The following is a 16,164-nucleotide window of genomic DNA, read 5'->3' on the forward strand; positions in this document are numbered from 1 at the left end:
GTGTGTTTCATCTTGTTGGGGGTTCTCGAACGATGCTGTCGTCACGCATGCGCAGGCTGCTCGCCTGTGCCCTCGCCGGAGGGGTCGCCGCAGTGCCGGCGGTCGTCCTCGGGACCGGCCCCACCCCGGCCGCCGCCCAGGTCGGGGACAACCAGGTCAACGAGCCGGTGCTCAGCGGCGCCCCGAGCTCGATGTGGCAGACCAACAACAACGTCGAGGCGCTCGCCGTCAGCCGCGGCATCGTCTTCGCCGGTGGCACCTTCACCCGGGTGCGCCCACCAGGCGCGGCCGCCGGGCAGAACGAGACGACGAGGACCTACCTCGCGGCGTTCAACGCCAACACCGGCGCGCTGCTGACCAACTTCAACCTGCAGCCCAACGCCCGGGTGCGCGACCTCTCGGTCTCCCCCGACGGCTCGCGGCTCTACGTGGTCGGCGCCTTCACGCGGATCAGCGGCACGGTGCGCAACCGGGTCGCGGCGATCACCATCCCGACGACCCCGACCGGCAGCTTCTCGCTGGTCTCCGGCTTCGCGCCCAACCTCTCCGGCGGCCAGGTCACCGCGGTCGACGCCACCGCCACCCGCGTCTACGCGTCGGGCAACTTCACCACGGTCAACGGCACCAGCAAGCCCTACATGGTCTCCCTGAACGCCACCAACGGCGCGATCGACACCGCCTTCAACACGACGCTCGCCGCGCCGCCGCCGTCCCTGTGGACCCCCGCCCCGAGCCCGGGAGCGCTGGCGGTCGAGGTGGCGCCGGACGGCAGCCGGGTCCTCATCGGCGGCGGCTTCCGGACCGTGAACGGCCAGGACATCGGCGGCATGGCCTCGCTGAACCCGGTGACGGGCGCGACCGAGCCGTGGCAGGCCAACACCGTGCAGCCGACCAACACCAACTGCTCGGGCCGGGTCACCGACATCATCGCCTCGGGCGACACCGCCTACGTGACCGGCGAGGGCGACCCGCCGGGGTGCTACGAGGGCACCTACGCCGCCCGGATCTCCGACGGTCAGATGCGGTGGAACAGCCCGTGCCTCGGCGCCTCGCTGGGCCTGGCGATCATGGACGACGTCCTCTACAAGGCCTCGCACCAGCACGACTGCGCGTTCAGCCCCGGGGACGCCCGCGGCGGCTACGTCGGCGGCACCGACCGTGACAGCTTCATCTGGTACCGCCTGGTCGCCCAGAACATCGCGGACGGCAGCTTCGTGCACTGGGCGCCGAACACCAACGCGGTCACCGGCTCGAACCCCGTGGGCCCGCACGTGCTGGCCACCGACGGCACCCAGATGTTCGTCGGCGGTGACTTCACCCGGGTGAACAACACCAACCAGCAGGGCATCGCGAGGTTCGGTCGCACGACGAACATCGCGCCGAACCGGCCGGCGGCGCCGTCGGCCATCTCGACCGGGGCCGGTGAGGTCACCGTCTCCTGGCCTGCGGTCTACGACCCCGACGACGGCCACCTGACCTACAACCTCTACCGCGGCAACACGCTCCTCAGCTCGCAGCAGGTCGAGTCCTACCCGTGGAGCCGGCCCGTGATGAGGTTCGTGGACCGGAACCGGCCGGTGGGCTCGACCCAGAGCTACTTCCTCCGGGTCACCGACGGCACCACCCAGGCGGCGGCCTCAGCGTCCACCTCCGTCGTCGTGCGAGGCGCCGACCCGCAGTCCTACGGCGACCTGGTCCGCAGCTACGGCGCCAGCCTCTACTGGGACATGGGCGGCAGCGGTTCGACGGTCGCGGACGGCTCGACCGGTGGCGCGAACGCCGGCGAGCTCATCGGCAGCCCGACCCGCGGGACCGGCGTCACCTCGAGCAGCCAGGGGCTGCAGCTCAACGGCTCGAGCCAGTACGTCACCTCGGCCTCGCAGCAGTCGCTCTCCGCGTCCTTCACCCAGTCGGTGTGGGTGCGGGGCACGACGATCGCCGGCGGCTCGCTGATGGCGGTCACCGACGTCAAGACCGGTGACGGCTCGATGTCCGACCGGGCGCTGACCATGGACAACAACGGCAACATCGTGTTCTCCGTGCACCGACCGCCACGGCCGGGCAGCCCGGACCCGCTCGGCCCCGGGTTGAACAACGTCCGGCTCCAGGGCCCGATCTACAACGACGGCGGCTGGCACCACGTGGTCGCGAGCTGGGACAACGCCACGGGCACCGCGTCGCTCTACATCGACGGCGTGCTCAACGGGACGTACGTCGGCACCGCCGGCGGGCTCACCTCGGGGTACTACCGGGTGGGCTACACCGACCTCGCCGAGGAGCAGGCCGTCTTCGGGCGCAACTTCTACAACCTGACGTGGCCCGGTTCGGAGTACTTCTCCGGCGGGGTCGACGAGGTGGCGGTCTTCCCGAGCGCCCTCTCCGCCACCCAGGTGCGGGAGCTGTTCTCGGCCGGCATGTCCGACGCCGCCGGCTCGACCAACGCGGCACCCACGGCGTCGTTCACCGCCTCGGTGCAGGGCACCTCGGTCTCGTTCGACGCCTCGGCCTCCACTGACGACACCGGGATCGCCAGCTACGCCTGGAACTTCGGTGACGGCACGACCGGGACCGGCCGGACGACCAGCCACACCTACGCCCCGGGCAGCTACACCGCGACGCTCACCGTCACCGACGGTGGCGGGCTGACGAGCACCACCACGCGCTCGTTCACGGTGGCCGAGGAGCCGGGTGGCGAGACCGAGACGGTCGTGATCGAGAACGGGTCGGCGTGGCGCTGGCGCTACGCGGCGGGCGCCCCGCCCACCGGGTGGACCGGCCGCACCTTCGTCGACACCACCTGGAGCAGCGGCAACGCGATCTTCGGTTGGGGCACGCCGGTGTCGACCAGCCTCGACATCTTCCCCGACACCGCCGACCGGCCCCGGGCGGCGTACTTCCGGCGCTCCTTCCAGGTCACCGACGCCTCCCGCGTGGTGCGGCTGCGGCTGACCTCGGTCGCCAACGACGGCGTCGTGATCTACGTCAACGGCACCGAGGTGACCCGCAGCAACATGCCGACCGGCACGATCACCCAGAACTCCTACGCCTCCTCGGCGCGCAACGCGGCCACCGCCAACGCGTCCCCGGTGGTCGTGGACGTGCCGGTGAACCTGCTGGTCGACGGCACCAACGTGGTCACCGCCGAGACCCACGTGAACTACCGCAACACCCGCGACGTCGCGTTCGACCTCCGCGCGGTGCTCACCACCAACTAGGGAACACCCAAGGCCGCCCGCGGCGGCCGGCTCAGCCGGTCGCCCGGGTGGCCCAGGCGCGGATCATGTCGATCCGCGCCTGGAGCTGCTCCGCGGTCGCCACGGCGGCCGCGGGGCCGCCGCACTTCTGGCGCAGCGACGCGTGCGTCACGCCGTGCGGCTGACCGGTGCGGTGGTTCCACGCCGCCACCAGCCCGTTGAGCTCGCGGCGCAGCAGCGCCAGCCGCTCATGGGTGGCCACCTCGGGCTCGGGCGCCGGCGCGGGTGCCGGCCCGTGCCCGTCCCCCTGCTTGCGGGCCCGCTCCGCCTGGCGGTGCCGGAGCAGGTCGCGGACCTGGTCGGGCTCGAGGAGCCCGGGGATCCCGAGGAAGTCCATCTCCTCCTCCGACCCGACGTGCACCTCGCCGGCGTGGCCGAACTCGCCGCCGTCGTACAGCACCCGGTCGAAGCGCGCCTCCGAGCCGAGCGCCTCGAAGGGGAGCAGCTGCTCCTCCGCGGACGCCGCCTCGGCGGCCTGCTCGCGGGCCAGCAGCTGCTCCTCGGCGGCGAAGATGTCGTCCTCGTCGGTCACCGGCCGGCCGAGCACGTGGTCGCGCTGGAGCTCCATCTCCGCGGCGAGGCCGAGCAGGTGGCCGGTCGACGGCAGGAACACCGAGGCCGTCTCGCCGCGCTTGCGAGCCCGGACGAACCGACCCACCGCCTGGGCGAAGAAGAGCGGCGTCGTCGTGGTCGTGGCGTAGACGCCGACGGCGAGCCGCGGCACGTCGACCCCCTCGGAGACCATCCGGACCGCGACCATCCAGCGGTCGTCGCTCTCGGAGAACGCCGCGATCCGCTTCGAGGCCGCCTTCTCGTCGGAGAGCACCACGACCGGCTTGTGCCCGGTGAGCTCCTTCAGCGAGGCGGCGTACGCGCGGGCACTGTCCTGGTCGGAGGCGATCACCAGCCCACCGGCGTCCGGGACGTGGCGGCGCACCTCGGTCAGCCGGGTGTCGGCCGCGGCGAGCACCGACGGGATCCAGGCGCCCTTGGGGTCGAGCGCTGTCCGCAGCGCCTGGGCGGTCATGTCCTTGGTGAGCGGCTCCCCCAGCCGGGCGGCGACCTCGTCGCCCGCGCGGGTGCGCCACTGCATCTGGCCGGAGTAGGCGAGGAAGAGCACCGGCCGCACGACGTGGTCGGCGAGGGCCTCGGCGTAGCCGTAGGTGTAGTCGGCGACGCTGCGCGGCACCCCGTCGGCACCGGGCGCGTAGGAGACGAACGGGATGGGGTTGACGTCGGAGCGGAACGGCGTGCCGGTCAGGGCGAGCCGGCGGTGGGCCGGGTCGAACGCCTCGCGGACCGCCTCGCCCCACGACATCGCGTCGCCGGCGTGGTGGATCTCGTCGAGGATCACCAGCGTCTTGAACCGCTCGGTGCGGATCCGCAGCGCGAGCGGGTTCACCGCGACGCCGGCGTAGGTGACCGCGATGCCGACGAAGTCCTTGCTCGTGCGCCCCTTGCCGCCGGAGTACGCCGGGTCGAGCGGGATGCCGGCCCGTGCGGCCGCCTCCGCCCACTGGGTCTTCAGGTGCTCGGTCGGCGCGACCACCGTGATCCGCTCGACCAGCCGCCGGGCCAGCAGCTCGGCGGCGATCGTCAGCGCGAACGTCGTCTTGCCCGCCCCGGGGGTCGCCACGGCCAGGAAGTCACGCGGCTGGGACGCGAAGTAGCGCTCGAAGGCCTCCGCCTGCCAGGCACGCAGGCTCGGCGCCGTGCCCCAGGCGGCGCGGTCGGGGTAGGCGGGCGGAAGTGCGGGTGAGGGGGTGGGCGCGGAGTCGGAGGAGAAGGGCAGGGTCACGTCGTCCTGGGGTGCTCGGAGGGCGGGCGGGGCGGTGCGAGGAGAGCGCGGGACGCGGGGTCAGCCCTCCTGGTCGTCCTTCATGCTCTCCCAGACCTCCTTGCACTCCGGGCACACCGGGAACTTCTCGGGGGCCCGGCTGGGGACCCAGACCTTGCCGCAGAGCGCCACGACCGGGGTGCCCATGACCATCGCCTCGGTGAGCTTGTCCTTGTCCACGTAGTGCGAGAACCGCTCGTGGTCACCCTCGTCCGTCGGCTGGGTGCGACGGTCCTCGATGGTCTGGGCGCCGGGGCTGAATCCAGTGGTCACGGTGCGGGAGTCTACGCCGCGACCGGTGCCGCCCCGGGCAGCCGCCGCCGCTTCCGGAGCTCCTGTGGAGCTAGTTGAGGGTCGGGTCGACCGGTCTGGTGGAGACCCACGCGAGCTCGCCGGGCTGCCGGCGGAGCACGGCGCTCCAGAGCCGGGCCGGGTCGTGCCCGAACACGTCGTGGACGGCGGAGTCCACGACGTACCAGGACCCCTCGGCGATCTCGGCCTCGAGCTGCCCGCTCCCCCACCCGGCGTACCCGGCGAAGATCCGCAGCCTCGCGACCGCGGGCGCGAGGACCTCCGGCGGCGTGTCGAGGTCGATGATCCCGGTGGCGCCGAAGAGCCGGCGGAACCCGAGCGGCTCCGGGCCGTCGCCTGACGGGACCGCGGCGACCGCCAGCGCCGCGTCGGTGTTGACGGGGCCGCCCTCGAAGAGCACCTCAGGGGGCTCCACCGCCACCGCCCAGTCCGGCAGCACCGAGGCCACGGCGACCGACGTCGGTCGGTTCACCACGACACCGAGGGTGCCGTCGTCGTCGTGGTCGAGGAGGAGGACCACGGTGTGGGAGAAGTTGGGGTCGGCGAGCGCCGGGGTGGCGACCAGGAGGCGGCCGGCCGCCGGCTCCTCCGGCGTGATGGTGAACCGCTCGACCGGCTCATCCACGGCCGGTCGTCCCGGTGCGGACGCGGGCAACGAACACTCTCACCCGCGAATCGTGTCATGCCCTCCGGTCCGGGAGGGCCGCACGGAGCCGGGAGGCGAACCGGGCACCCGGGTCGGTGGCGCCTTCCGGCCGGGCCGCGCCGGCGTCGCGGGGGGTGGTGGAGCGACGCCCGTGCGGGAGCGCGGAGCGCAGCCGCTGGGCGAAGCGGGTGTGGTGCTGCCTCATGTCGTCTCGCTTCCGTCGTCGATCGAGCACATACCGTGAGTACGTACTCTCAGTATGGAGCAGCACCCTCGGTAGGAAACCGACCGACGGGGTGATCCGCACCACGACCGGCGCCTATGCTCCGGCCATGACCGCGAAGGTGCCGTCCGCGCACGAGCTGCTGCGCAAGGCGACCAAGGCGACCAAGGCGACCAGGCGGCAGGAGTACTCCGCGACCACGAAGCGCGCGCTCGTGGAGGTGGCCCTCGACCGGTTCGCCGTGCAGGGGTACGCCGGCACCAGCCTGGACGAGATCGTGGCCGGCGCCCGGGTCACCAAGGGAGCGCTCTACCACCACTTCCGCGGCAAGCAGGAGCTGTTCGAGGCAGCCTTCGTCTCCGTGCAGGAGGCGGCCGCCGACCGGATCCGGCGGGCGATCCGGAGCATCGACGACCCGTGGGAGAAGGCCCTCACCGGGCTGCGGGAGTTCCTCGCGGTGACCCGCACGGATCCCTACCGCCGGATCGTGATCCAGGAGGGTCCCGCGGTGCTCGGCTACGAGCGCTACCGGGAGCACGAGGAGCGCAGCACCTTCTCGCTGGTCCACGAGATCGTCGCCTCGCTCCTCGGCGGCTACAAGCTGCCGTCGACCACGCTCGAGGCGTTCACCCGGCTCTTCTTCGGCGCGATGTCGGCGACCGGAGCGGCCGTCTCGACCGCGGAGGACCCCGAGCAGGCCAGCGACGACGCCGAGGGCGCGATCGTCCTGGTGCTCGCCGGGATCCGTGCCCTCGTCGAGAGCGGCGAGGGGCCGACGCTGCCGGCTACTTCGTCCAGCTGACGTCGCCGCCGTCCTTCGGCACCAGCTCGATCCAGACCTTGCCCGGCGGCAGGCTGATCTCCCCGCCGCCGACCTCGAGCTCGACCGGCGCGCCCAGCCCGCCCTTGATCCAGTCGCCCTGGACGACCTGGCCGCCGTGGAAGATGAACGCCTTGCCGCGGCCGGTGAACTTCGTCTCCGGCACCGGGTTGCCGGCGGGGTCGAGGTAACCGGCGTCGCCGACGGGCACCCTCAGCACCAGCACGGTGGCCGGGTCGAAGGTGTCGCCCTCGCCGGCGAAGGTGTCGGTGTTGACGTAGCCCCCGCCGCGCCGCTCGAAGGTGGTCGAGCTCCCACCCGAGAAGGTCGCGGTGAGCCCGCTCGCCGGCTTGCCCTTCGGCAGCTCGGCGCCCTCCTCGAACGGCAGGTAGGGCGTCGGCGTCTCGGTCGCCTTCACCTTCTTCGCGAGCTGGTCGAGCTTCATGAACAGGTTGTACGGCGCGGAGCGGCTGCTCTCGCGGTAGTACCCCGCCGCCCCCTCGGTGAAGGTCTTGATGTCGGCGTCCTTCACGCGCTCCCGGGTCTGCGGCGCTCCCCCGCTGGCCACCAGGGCGGCTCCCAGCGGGCTGACGATGCCGATGTCGGTGGCCCGCATCGAGCGGACCGGGCCGACGTCCTTGGGCACGTCGTTGTAGTAGAAGACCGCGAGCCGGGTCATCCCTCCCTCGACGAGCTCCTCGACGACCATCCCGGCGTCGCCGGCCCCGACCTGCGGGGCGCTGCTCGAGGAGTTGTCGATCTTCACCGCCAGCACGGGGTGGCGCGGCTCGCCCTTCACCGGAAGCCCGGTCAGCGGGGAGAGCGCCGGCGCCTCGACGGCCGGCTCGTCGCCGCCCTCGTCACCGCCACCCGCCTCGTCGTCGCCGCCGCAGCCGGCCAGCGCGGCGGAGAGGGTGAGTGCGAGGACGCCGAGGAGGGGGAAGCGGCGGTCAGTCATGGCGACCAGCATGACAACGCGGCACCACCGGCCGGGGACAACGCGCCGACGTCGCGAACGTCACCCCGGCGGCGGGGACCCTGTGGTCAGCGCAAGATCAGCGCAGGGTCAGCGCAGGGTGCCGGCGTACCAGGAGCTGGTCCAGATCCGCGCGGTCGTCACCCGCTGCCCCGAGCCGGGCGCGTGGATGACGGTCATCCCGCCCTTGCTGCGGCCGTTGAAGACACCGACGTGGTAGACGCCCGAGCCGCCGGTGAAGAAGACGAAGTCGCCGGGGCGCATCGCCTTGCGCGGGATCCTCCGCATGAAGCGGCCCTGCTGCGACGAGGTGCGGGGCACGTTGCGGAAGCCGGCCTTGTGGGTGCTGAAGTAGACCAGCCCGGAGCAGTCGAACCGGTTCGGCCCGGCGGCGCCGTACTGGTAGGGGTCGCCCCGCTGCGCGCGGACGATCCGCAGCATCCTGTTGACCTTCTTCAACCGCGCCTGTCGCTTGGCCTTCTTGCGGGCCTTCTTCTTGTTCTTCTTGTTGTCCGCCTTCTCGTCGCCGGCGGCCTGGACGGCCACCTGTTGCACCGACTGGCCGGCGACCACGCCCGAGCCGGCGGGCTGCGGGGCGGCGTGGGCCGGAGCGGTGGCGAGCCCGACGAGGACGAGGGCGAGGAGGACGGTCCCGGCGGCAGAACGCGCGAGGACCCGGTGGAGCACGGCAGGCATGAGCTGTCCCTTCTCACGCCTGTGAGGTGAGCTGTCGGGTTGGAGCCAGAAGGTGCTCCGCCTCGCGGTCGCAGGTTCGCGGCCGGTCGGCTTCACCCCGAGCGCCCGTGCGGGCGCGGGAAACGTGGGTCCCCCACTCCTACCCCGGTGAGTTCGGTGGCGGCCGACGGGCGGGTAGGACTCGGCGGACCCGGCGACCGTTGTGGAGTTGTACGAGCTGGTGGTGCGGTGTCGATCTTCGGTGTCGATCTTCGGTGTCGATCTGGTGGTGCGAGCTCGGCGTCCGACGCTACCGAGGCCGAGCCGTCTTGTCAGCAGGAGCTCAGATCTTGGCCCCGCCGTCGACGTACAACGTCTGACCGGTGACGTAGGAGGCTTCGTCGCTGCAGAGGAACGCCGCGGCGGCCGCGATGTCCTCCGGGTGGCCCACGCGACGGACCGGGTTGGCGTCGGCGTTCATCTGGCGCAGCTGCTCCGGCTCGACCTTGAGCCGGCGGGCCGTCGCGTCGGTCATCTCGGTCACGATGAACCCGGGGGCGATCGCGTTGACGTTGATCCCCATCGGCCCGAGCTCGATGGCGAGGGTGCGGGTGAACCCCTGGATCCCCATCTTCGCGGCGGCGTAGTTCGCCTGGCCGCGGTTGCCGAGGGCGGAGACCGACGAGAGGTTGAGGATCTTGCCGTAGCGCGCCTGCACCATGTGCTTCTGCACCTCACGGCTCATCAGGAAGGCGCCCTTGAGGTGCACCCCCATGACGAGGTCCCAGTCCTCCTCGGTCATCTTGAACAGCAGGTTGTCGCGGGTGATCCCGGCGTTGTTGACCAGCACGTCGACCTTGCCGAGCTCCTCGACCACGCGGGTCACCGCGCGCTCGACGGCGGCGGCGTCGGAGACGTCGCACCCGAGGCCGATCGCCCGGCCGGCGCCGAGCCCGGTGGCGGTCTCGGTGGCGGCACCCTCGTCGAGGTCGAGCACGGCGACGTCGGCGCCCTCGGAGGCGAACCGCTTGGCGGTCGCGGCGCCGATCCCGCGCGCTGCTCCTGTGACGATCACGACTCGTCCGTCGTAGCGGCTCATCCAGCACCTTCCGTCTCTCGGCAGCTTTCGCGCCTTTGGTCCGTTTGGCCCCCGCAGCCGCGGAGCGGTAGGAGTCTGGCACGGCCTTTTGGCTCGCGGCACCCGGGTCTTCCGGACCGGAGTTCCGCCGGCGATCCGGCTAAAGTTGACGGGTGCACAGAAACGGATGGCGGCTCGCGGTGTGGCTCGCCGTCGCCATCGCCGTCACCACGTTCGTCATGGCGTGGGTCTACGACCTCCCGGTGCGCGACCCCGACAGCGCGGTCGGGCCGGCGTACATCTGGGTGCCGGTGGTGCTCGTCGCGGCGTTCCTCACCGACGTGGTGCCGCGCGCCCTGTGGCGCGCCCGCAACCCGTTGCGCGCGTTCGGCGCCGCCCGCGAGGTGGTGCGCGAGCGGTGGACGATCACCCACGTCAAGTTCGCCCTCATCGGGCTCGCGGCGTGGTACGTCATCTACGCCTCCTTCCGCAACCTGAAGTCGTTCGTCCCCTTCGTCAACCGTCACCTCTGGGACGGCGTGCTCGAGGACGTCGACCGGGTGATGTTCTTCGGCCACGACCCTGCGCCGCTGCTCCACGACTGGCTCGGCACCGGAGCGGCCGCGCACTTCCTCTCGTTCATCTACATCGCCTGGATCGTGATGGTCCCGGCGTCCCTGGTCGTCGCGCTCGTCTGGTCGCGCGACGCCCGGGCGGGTTCCTGGTACGTCACCGCGATCGCCGTCGACTGGGTGCTCGGGGTCGCGACGTACTTCGCGGTGCCGAGCCTCGGCCCGATCTACTCCCGCCCCGAGTGGTTCGCCGACCTCGACCGCACGCCGGTCACGGTGCTCGCCGAGGGGATGATGGACGACCGCCACCAGGTCCTGGTCAACCCGTTCACGACCGACGCGGTGCAGACGATCGCCGCCTTCGCCTCCCTCCACGTCGGCATCAGCGTGACGATGTGCGTGATGGCCGAGCTGCTGCGGCTCCACCGCGGCGTGCGGGTCTTCCTCTGGGTCTTCCTCGCGCTCACCGTGGTCGCCACCGTCTACCTCGGGTGGCACTACGCGCTCGACGCCATCGGTGGCGTGGTCCTCGGGGTCGCGGGCGTCTGGATCGCGGCGAAGGGCACCGGAAACCAGATGCGGCGCCGGCCGGTGGGGGCTCAGCCGTTGGCGATCAGCGAGGAGCCCAGCCGGGTCGCGTAGTCGGCCATCTCCTCGGCGTCGGCGTACTTCGTGCGCGGCCAGAAGAAGCCGCGCAGCCCGTCGCCCTTGGTGCGCGGCACGACGTGCAGGTGCAGGTGCGGGACGCTCTGGCTCACGGTGTTGTTCATCGCCACGAACGATCCCTGGGCCCCGAGGGCGTCCTTGACGGCACGGCTCAGCCGCTGGGCGGCCTCGAGGAAGGGGTCCCGGAGCGCGGCAGGGAGGTCGGCGAGGGTCTCGACGTGGAGCCGCGGGACCAGGAGCACGTGGCCCTTGAAGACCGGGCGGACGTCGAGGAACGCGACCAGGAGCTCCTCGTCGAGGACGGTGGCCGACGGCTGCTCGCCGGCGACGATGGCGCAGAAGAGGCAGGACGGGTCGCGGCTCACCGGCGCCAGGGTAGCGAGAGCCCCGCGGGGCGCGGCGCCCCCGCACGCGGCGGGAGCCGGTCGACGGCGGCGGCCGGCAGCTGCCGCTCGAGGGCGGCGTACGCCGACGGCAGCCGCTGCTCGAGCACCCGGAGCCGGCGGCTCGGGTTCAGGGTCAGCGTCAGGGTGAGCAGCAGGTGGGCGGTGGCCGCCGCCCGGTGGCGCTCCTGCGTGAGCCGGAGCCGGACGACGAGCTCACGGGCGCGGCCGAGGTGTCGGCGCGCGGCGGGCACGAGGGTGAGGGCCCAGACCTCGAGCTCTTCGGCGCTCCACTCCTCACGGCACTCGCGCGGGATGGTGAGCAGCAGCAGCATCGGGTCGCGCGGGACCGGCCGTGCGGGCGGTGCCTCGACCCGCTGCCGGGCCGGCGCAGGACGCGGCGGGACGGCCGCCCCCCGTTGCCTCGGGACGAGTCCGCCCGGCAACGCAGGGACGGCCGCCGCCGCGGCCAGGGCCGCGTGCAGCGCCTCGGTGAGCTCCAGCCAGGCCGCCTGGGCCTGCGCCGGGACGGTGCCGTCCGGCTCGCGGTGGAGGTCCGGGTGCAGCTCCCGTGCGCGAGCACGGTAGGCAGCCCGGATCTCCGCCCGCGACGCCGTCCGGGTCACCCCGAGGACGCTGTACGCGTTCATCCCCCACCCCTCTGGTTTCCCCGACCACGACCCCCCGTGGTCCCCCCGTGGTCTCGGCATCCCCCGATGTCGATGGGTCGAGTCTAGGTCTGCACGACTTCCTCACGACATATACCGTTGGTCCCGTTCGTGCACAAGTGGCGTGACTTCCCGCCGAAGGTCCCGGTCAGGCCGTGCGACGGGTCAGCCTCAGCCGTGTGGGGGTCACCAACCAGCCGACGAGCGGGGCCGAGACGAGCACCGCGGCGACGGTGCCGGCCGAGGCGAGCCACGGCACATCGATCCCCGGCACCCCGTCGAGCTGGCTGAAGGCAACCCCGGCCGGCAGCCCGACCACGACGCCGAGCGCCACCCCCACCCCACCGAGGAAGAGCCCGTGCACCGCCCCGAACCCGCGGCGGCGCCAAGGGCCGGCGCCGACGGCCGAGAGGGTCGCCACCTCGTCCCGGCTCTCCGCCGCGGCCAGCCCCACCGCCACCCCGACGACCAGCAGGCAGAGCAGGGCGGCCACGCCCAACCCGGCGTACTGGAGCTGCGCGGCCTGCGCCCGTGCCGGGTCGTCGGACCAGGCCTCGATGCCGTGCACCGCCAACCGGTCGAGGTCGTCCTGGGTGACGGGCCGCTCCGTCCGGGCGACGGTCGTGACGTACCCGACCTTCGCCCCCAGCCCGGCGACCACCTCACCGGAGACGAAGACCCGACCGACGGCGTCGAGCAGCCCGCGCGCCTCCGGCGCGACCGGGCCGGTCTCCGACGGCAGCTCGACCCGCCGACGCCCCTCGGGCGTCCGGACGACGAGCGTGGCCCGGGACTCGGCGCGGCCCCCGAACCGGACCACGGAACCGTCGCGGAAGGCCGCCACGAGCGCGTCCTCGTCGGCACCGCCACCGGCGAGGCTCCGGATCGTCGCCTCGTCGGCCGTGTGCACCCCCAGACCGGGTCCGGCGAGCCCGACCGACCGTCCGCGGTGGCCGACCAGCGCACGCGACGTGAGCACCTCCGCCGGCCCGACCACCTCGTGCACGGTGCGCTCGAGGCGTTCCGTGGGGTCGCCCATCCGCTCGGCGCCCCAGTCGAAGGCGAGCTCGAGCGCACGCGGCGGCAGGTAGCCGTCCGCCGACCGCGCCGTGGCGGCGAACGCGAAGCCCGCCAGGACCGCGCCGGCCACCGTGACCGTCAGCGCCACCACCGCCGCCGCGGAGCGGAACCGGTGGCGGGCCGCGTCGCGGAAGGCGTAGCGCCCGCTCAGCGGCAGGGCACGGCCGAGCGCCGCGGCCCGGCGCACGAGGTACGGCGTCGCCCAGGCCGTGCCGGCGACGAGCAGCACCAGCCCCACCGCCGCCACGAACGGCGCCGCGCTGATCTCCCGCCCACCGGGGCCGAAGGTGCGCGCGGTCGCCCAGCCGCCGACGGCAAGGGTGACCAGCCCGGCACCGGCGAGGGCGAACGCCCCGCGGTGCGCCCGGGCCTCGCCGGCCCGCACCGGGAACCGCCCGGACAGCGCGGCGACCGGCGTCAGCCGCGAGATGTTCAGCGCCGGCAGCAGGGCCGCGACCACCGACGTCAGCGACCCGAGGACCAGGATCACCGGGAGCGCCAGCCAGTCGATCTCGTGGCGCCACAGGGCCACGCCGAAGACCGGCTCCCACCAGGGGGCGAGCGCCCGGAACGCGGCCACGCCGCCGAGCACCCCGACCACCGACGAGCCGACGCCGAGCACGAGCCCCTGCGCCAGCAGCACCCGCCGTACGTCGGACGCGGCGCCTCCGTTCGCGGACAGCAACCCGAGGTCGCGCACCTGGCGACGGGCGGCGACGGCGAAGGCGGCACCGACCAGGAGGACCACCTCGAGGGTGCCGACGAGGACCACGAGCGCCCCGGTGACGAGCGGCTCGACGTCGACGTCCTGACCGGAGGACCACAGCCCCCACCGCTCCGGGTGGACGACGGCGTCGCGGGGACGGAGGGCGATGCCGGCGGCCGCGGCGTCCCGCACCAGCTGCCGGAGCTCGGCACGGGTCACCTCCTCCGGCAGGTCGACCAGGTGGCTCACCGTCGGGGGGCCGCCCTCGAGCAGCACGCTCCCCTCGGCGACCACGAGCGTCGTCGCCTGGGCGGTGTAGCGCTCGCCGAGGTCGACCACGCCGACGACGGAGACGGTCGAGCCGTCGCCGAGCTCGAGCCGCGCGTCGTCGACCGGGCGTCCGTCGCGGACGAGCCCGAGCTCCTCACCCACCGGCCGGGTGACCGCAACCTCCTCCGGCTCGACGGGCAGCCGTCCGGCCTGCAGCTCGAGCTCTCCCTCCACCATCGGCGAGTCGGGGACCACCACCGCCTGGCCGGTGCCGCCGGTGGCGAGCGCGACCGGCCGCCACTCGGGCTGCGGGACCACGACGGACCCCACCGGCAGCACCGCACGGACGTCGACGTCGCGCACGTCGCGCCGCACCGGCACGCGCTCGCCGTCACGTTCCTCGTACGCCGCGGGGCGGATCCACTGGTCGACGGCGCCCTTGGGGCGGATGGCCGAAAAGGGGGTCACCTCGAGGGTGGCGTCGGCCAGCCCCATCTCCGAGCGGGCCTGCTGCTCGAGGTCCCACCGGGAGTTGTACGACGCGAGCGCGCTCACCGTCGCGACCAGCACGGGGAGCGCGACGAGGAGGCAGGTGAGCACCGCACGCACCTTGTGGCGGCGCAGGTCGCGCCGCGCCATCCGGAGCGCCGGCAGCCAGCGGCTCACGGCCGGCCCGCCAGGAACGCGGCGGGGGTGACGGCGGAGCCGGCCTCGTCGACCACGGCGCCGTCGCGGAGGAAGACGACCCGGTCGGCCCAGCCGGCGTGGCGCGCTTCATGGGTCACCAGCAGGGCCGAGGCCCCGAGGTCGCACCGGGCGCGCAGCAGCGCGAGCACCTGCTCGCCGGTCTGCGAGTCGAGGGCCCCGGTGGGCTCGTCGGCGAGGATCAGCCCCCGGTCCCCCACGACGGCACGGGCGATCGCGACGCGCTGCTGCTGCCCGCCGGAGAGATCGTCGGGGAACCGGTCGTCGAGCCCCTCGAGCCCGACCTCCGCCAGGGCTGCCCGTGCCTGGGCCAGCGCCTCACGGGTGCGCACCCGGTCGAGCTCCAAGGGCAGTGCGATGTTCTCGACCGCGGTGAGGCTGGGGATCAGGTTGTAGTCCTGGAAGACGTAGCCCACCTTGCGGCGCCGGAGCGCGGCGAGCGCCCCCTTGGACAGCGACCCGAGCTCCTCGCCGGCCACCCGCACCTTGCCTGCCGTGGCCTGGTCGAGCCCGCCGGCGAGGTTGAGCAGGGTCGACTTCCCCGAGCCGGAGGGGCCCATCACGGCCACGAGCTCGCCGGGCAGGACGGTGAGGTGGAGCCCGCGCAGGGCGTGCACCGCGGCGTCGCCGCGGCCGTGGATCCGGCTGACGTCGACCATCTCGAGGGCCGGGGTGGTCTCGGTGCTCATCGGGGGGCTCCTGTTCGGGTGAGGACGGTCTCGCAGTGGTCGAGCCAGCGGAGCTCGGCCTCGAGCTGGAACCGCATCGCGTCGAGGACCAGCGACCAGGACAGCGACGGGTCGCCGCTCCGCTTGAGCCTGGTGAGGTCTTGCATCGAGGTCATCGTCGAGGCCCGCTGCCGCTGGACGACCGATGCGACGTCCACCCCCGGCACCGTGACGGCCAGCGCGAGCTTGATCGCCAGCTCGTCGCGGGGCCGGTCGGTGGCCTCGACGGGCGTCCCGAACCACTCCCGCAGCTCGGCGCGGCCGGCGTCGGTGATCGCGTAGCGCACCTTGCCGTCGTCGTCCTGCTCGCCGGCGGCGACGAGGCCGTCGCGCTCCAACCGCGCGAGCGTCGTGTAGACCTGCCCGACGTTGAGGGGCCAGGTCGAGCCGGTGGCGGTGTCGAACTCGGTGCGCAGCTGGTAGCCGTACATCGGCTCGCGCTCGAGGAGGGCGAGGAGCCCGTGGCGGATGGACATGTACTGAGTATGCATACGGAGTAGCTACATACCAAGTATGTGGCGCACGGCGCGCCGACGTCTTACCTTCGAGGTCCCCGATGCACCAG

General features: G+C 73.1%; 15 protein-coding genes and 1 riboswitch. Of the genes, 3 read left to right on the plus strand and 12 right to left on the minus strand.

Annotation, left to right across the window (positions count from 1 at the left end; translation table 11 throughout):
• Nucleotides 1–47 precede the first annotated feature (47 nt).
• Nucleotides 48–3,215 (plus strand): PKD domain-containing protein, encoded by a 3,168-nt coding sequence (locus FIP57_RS00365; protein WP_203230966.1) that lies wholly within the window; start codon nt 48–50, stop codon nt 3,213–3,215.
• Between the two features lie 31 nt (nt 3,216–3,246).
• Here FIP57_RS00365 and FIP57_RS00370 read toward each other — a convergent pair whose 3' ends face one another.
• From FIP57_RS00370 to FIP57_RS22990, 4 genes are all read right to left on the minus strand, one after another.
• Entirely contained in the window at nt 3,247–5,052 is a 1,806-nt protein-coding gene (locus FIP57_RS00370; protein ID WP_238993184.1) for a DEAD/DEAH box helicase, read from the minus strand.
• A gap of 60 nt (nt 5,053–5,112) precedes the next feature.
• Entirely contained in the window at nt 5,113–5,364 is a 252-nt protein-coding gene (locus FIP57_RS00375) for a DUF3039 domain-containing protein (RefSeq protein ID WP_148570806.1), read from the minus strand.
• A 70-nt stretch (nt 5,365–5,434) separates the two neighbouring features.
• Complete coding sequence (locus tag FIP57_RS00380) at nt 5,435–6,028, minus strand: YqgE/AlgH family protein (RefSeq protein WP_238993185.1); 594 nt, start codon at nt 6,026–6,028, stop codon at nt 5,435–5,437.
• A gap of 55 nt (nt 6,029–6,083) precedes the next feature.
• Entirely contained in the window at nt 6,084–6,254 is a 171-nt protein-coding gene (locus FIP57_RS22990) for a hypothetical protein (RefSeq protein WP_162529633.1), read from the minus strand.
• A gap of 127 nt (nt 6,255–6,381) precedes the next feature.
• Between FIP57_RS22990 and FIP57_RS24240 the strand changes: the two genes are divergently transcribed.
• Entirely contained in the window at nt 6,382–7,074 is a 693-nt protein-coding gene (locus FIP57_RS24240; protein WP_148570809.1) for a TetR/AcrR family transcriptional regulator, read from the plus strand.
• Here the strand turns inward: FIP57_RS24240 and FIP57_RS00390 are convergent.
• The 3 genes from FIP57_RS00390 to fabG all read right to left on the minus strand — a co-directional run bounded on the left by FIP57_RS00390 (nt 7,058) and on the right by fabG (nt 9,842).
• Complete coding sequence (locus FIP57_RS00390) at nt 7,058–8,050, minus strand: DUF3048 domain-containing protein (protein ID WP_162529634.1); 993 nt, start codon at nt 8,048–8,050, stop codon at nt 7,058–7,060. The two genes, FIP57_RS24240 and FIP57_RS00390, sit on opposite strands and share 17 nt — an antisense overlap.
• Nucleotides 8,051–8,158: 108 nt before the next feature.
• Nucleotides 8,159–8,764 (minus strand): C40 family peptidase, encoded by a 606-nt coding sequence (locus tag FIP57_RS00395; protein WP_148570812.1) that lies wholly within the window; start codon nt 8,762–8,764, stop codon nt 8,159–8,161.
• 1 nt (nt 8,765) lies between these two features.
• Nucleotides 8,766–8,933: riboswitch (cyclic di-AMP (ydaO/yuaA leader) on the minus strand.
• A 153-nt stretch (nt 8,934–9,086) separates the two neighbouring features.
• The gene (gene fabG / locus FIP57_RS00400) at nt 9,087–9,842 is read right to left on the minus strand and encodes a 3-oxoacyl-ACP reductase FabG (protein WP_148570814.1); all 756 of its coding nucleotides are present in this window, start codon (nt 9,840–9,842) and stop codon (nt 9,087–9,089) included.
• Between the two features lie 152 nt (nt 9,843–9,994).
• On the opposite strand from fabG, the gene FIP57_RS00405 reads away from it, so the two are divergent.
• Nucleotides 9,995–11,035 carry a phosphatase PAP2 family protein gene (locus FIP57_RS00405; protein ID WP_148570816.1) on the plus strand — a complete coding sequence of 347 codons (1,041 nt, stop codon included), beginning with the start codon at nt 9,995–9,997 and terminating at the stop codon, nt 11,033–11,035.
• On the opposite strand, the gene FIP57_RS00410 is transcribed toward FIP57_RS00405, so the two are convergent.
• From FIP57_RS00410 to FIP57_RS00430, 5 genes are all read right to left on the minus strand, one after another.
• Nucleotides 10,993–11,424: an HIT family protein gene (locus FIP57_RS00410; protein WP_148570817.1), complete on the minus strand. Its 432-nt coding sequence runs from the start codon at nt 11,422–11,424 to the stop codon at nt 10,993–10,995. The genes FIP57_RS00405 and FIP57_RS00410 overlap by 43 nt on opposite strands.
• Complete coding sequence (locus FIP57_RS00415) at nt 11,421–12,092, minus strand: DnaJ domain-containing protein (RefSeq protein WP_148570819.1); 672 nt, start codon at nt 12,090–12,092, stop codon at nt 11,421–11,423. Before FIP57_RS00415 ends, FIP57_RS00410 begins: the two co-directional genes overlap by 4 nt.
• 166 nt (nt 12,093–12,258) lie before the next feature.
• A complete protein-coding gene (locus FIP57_RS00420; RefSeq protein ID WP_148570821.1) occupies nt 12,259–14,832 on the minus strand; it encodes an FtsX-like permease family protein in 2,574 nt (857 codons plus the stop codon).
• Nucleotides 14,829–15,560, minus strand: a complete 732-nt coding sequence (locus FIP57_RS00425; protein ID WP_148570823.1) for an ABC transporter ATP-binding protein — start codon at nt 15,558–15,560, stop codon at nt 14,829–14,831. The genes FIP57_RS00420 and FIP57_RS00425 overlap by 4 nt, the downstream gene beginning before the upstream one ends.
• Complete coding sequence (locus FIP57_RS00430; protein ID WP_148570825.1) at nt 15,557–16,075, minus strand: PadR family transcriptional regulator; 519 nt, start codon at nt 16,073–16,075, stop codon at nt 15,557–15,559. Before FIP57_RS00430 ends, FIP57_RS00425 begins: the two co-directional genes overlap by 4 nt.
• Between the last annotated feature and the right edge of the window lie 89 nt (nt 16,076–16,164).

It is taken from the genome of Nocardioides caldifontis, assembly GCF_008087345.1.
GTDB lineage: Bacteria > Actinomycetota > Actinomycetes > Propionibacteriales > Nocardioidaceae > Marmoricola_A > Marmoricola_A caldifontis.

Excerpts from the sequence above, each read along its gene's own strand:
- FIP57_RS00415 (WP_148570819.1), bottom strand. The coding sequence starts at position 12,092 with ATGAACGCGTACAGCGTCCTCGGGGTGACCCGGACGGCGTCGCGGGCG.
- FIP57_RS24240 (WP_148570809.1), top strand. The coding sequence starts at position 6,382 with ATGACCGCGAAGGTGCCGTCCGCGCACGAGCTGCTGCGCAAGGCGACC.
- FIP57_RS00395 (WP_148570812.1), bottom strand. The coding sequence starts at position 8,764 with ATGCCTGCCGTGCTCCACCGGGTCCTCGCGCGTTCTGCCGCCGGGACC.
- FIP57_RS00430 (WP_148570825.1), bottom strand. The coding sequence starts at position 16,075 with ATGTCCATCCGCCACGGGCTCCTCGCCCTCCTCGAGCGCGAGCCGATG.
- FIP57_RS00365 (WP_203230966.1), top strand. The coding sequence starts at position 48 with ATGCGCAGGCTGCTCGCCTGTGCCCTCGCCGGAGGGGTCGCCGCAGTG.
- FIP57_RS00425 (WP_148570823.1), bottom strand. The coding sequence starts at position 15,560 with ATGAGCACCGAGACCACCCCGGCCCTCGAGATGGTCGACGTCAGCCGG.
- FIP57_RS00390 (WP_162529634.1), bottom strand. The coding sequence starts at position 8,050 with ATGACTGACCGCCGCTTCCCCCTCCTCGGCGTCCTCGCACTCACCCTC.
- FIP57_RS22990 (WP_162529633.1), bottom strand. The coding sequence starts at position 6,254 with ATGAGGCAGCACCACACCCGCTTCGCCCAGCGGCTGCGCTCCGCGCTC.
- fabG (WP_148570814.1), bottom strand. The coding sequence starts at position 9,842 with ATGAGCCGCTACGACGGACGAGTCGTGATCGTCACAGGAGCAGCGCGC.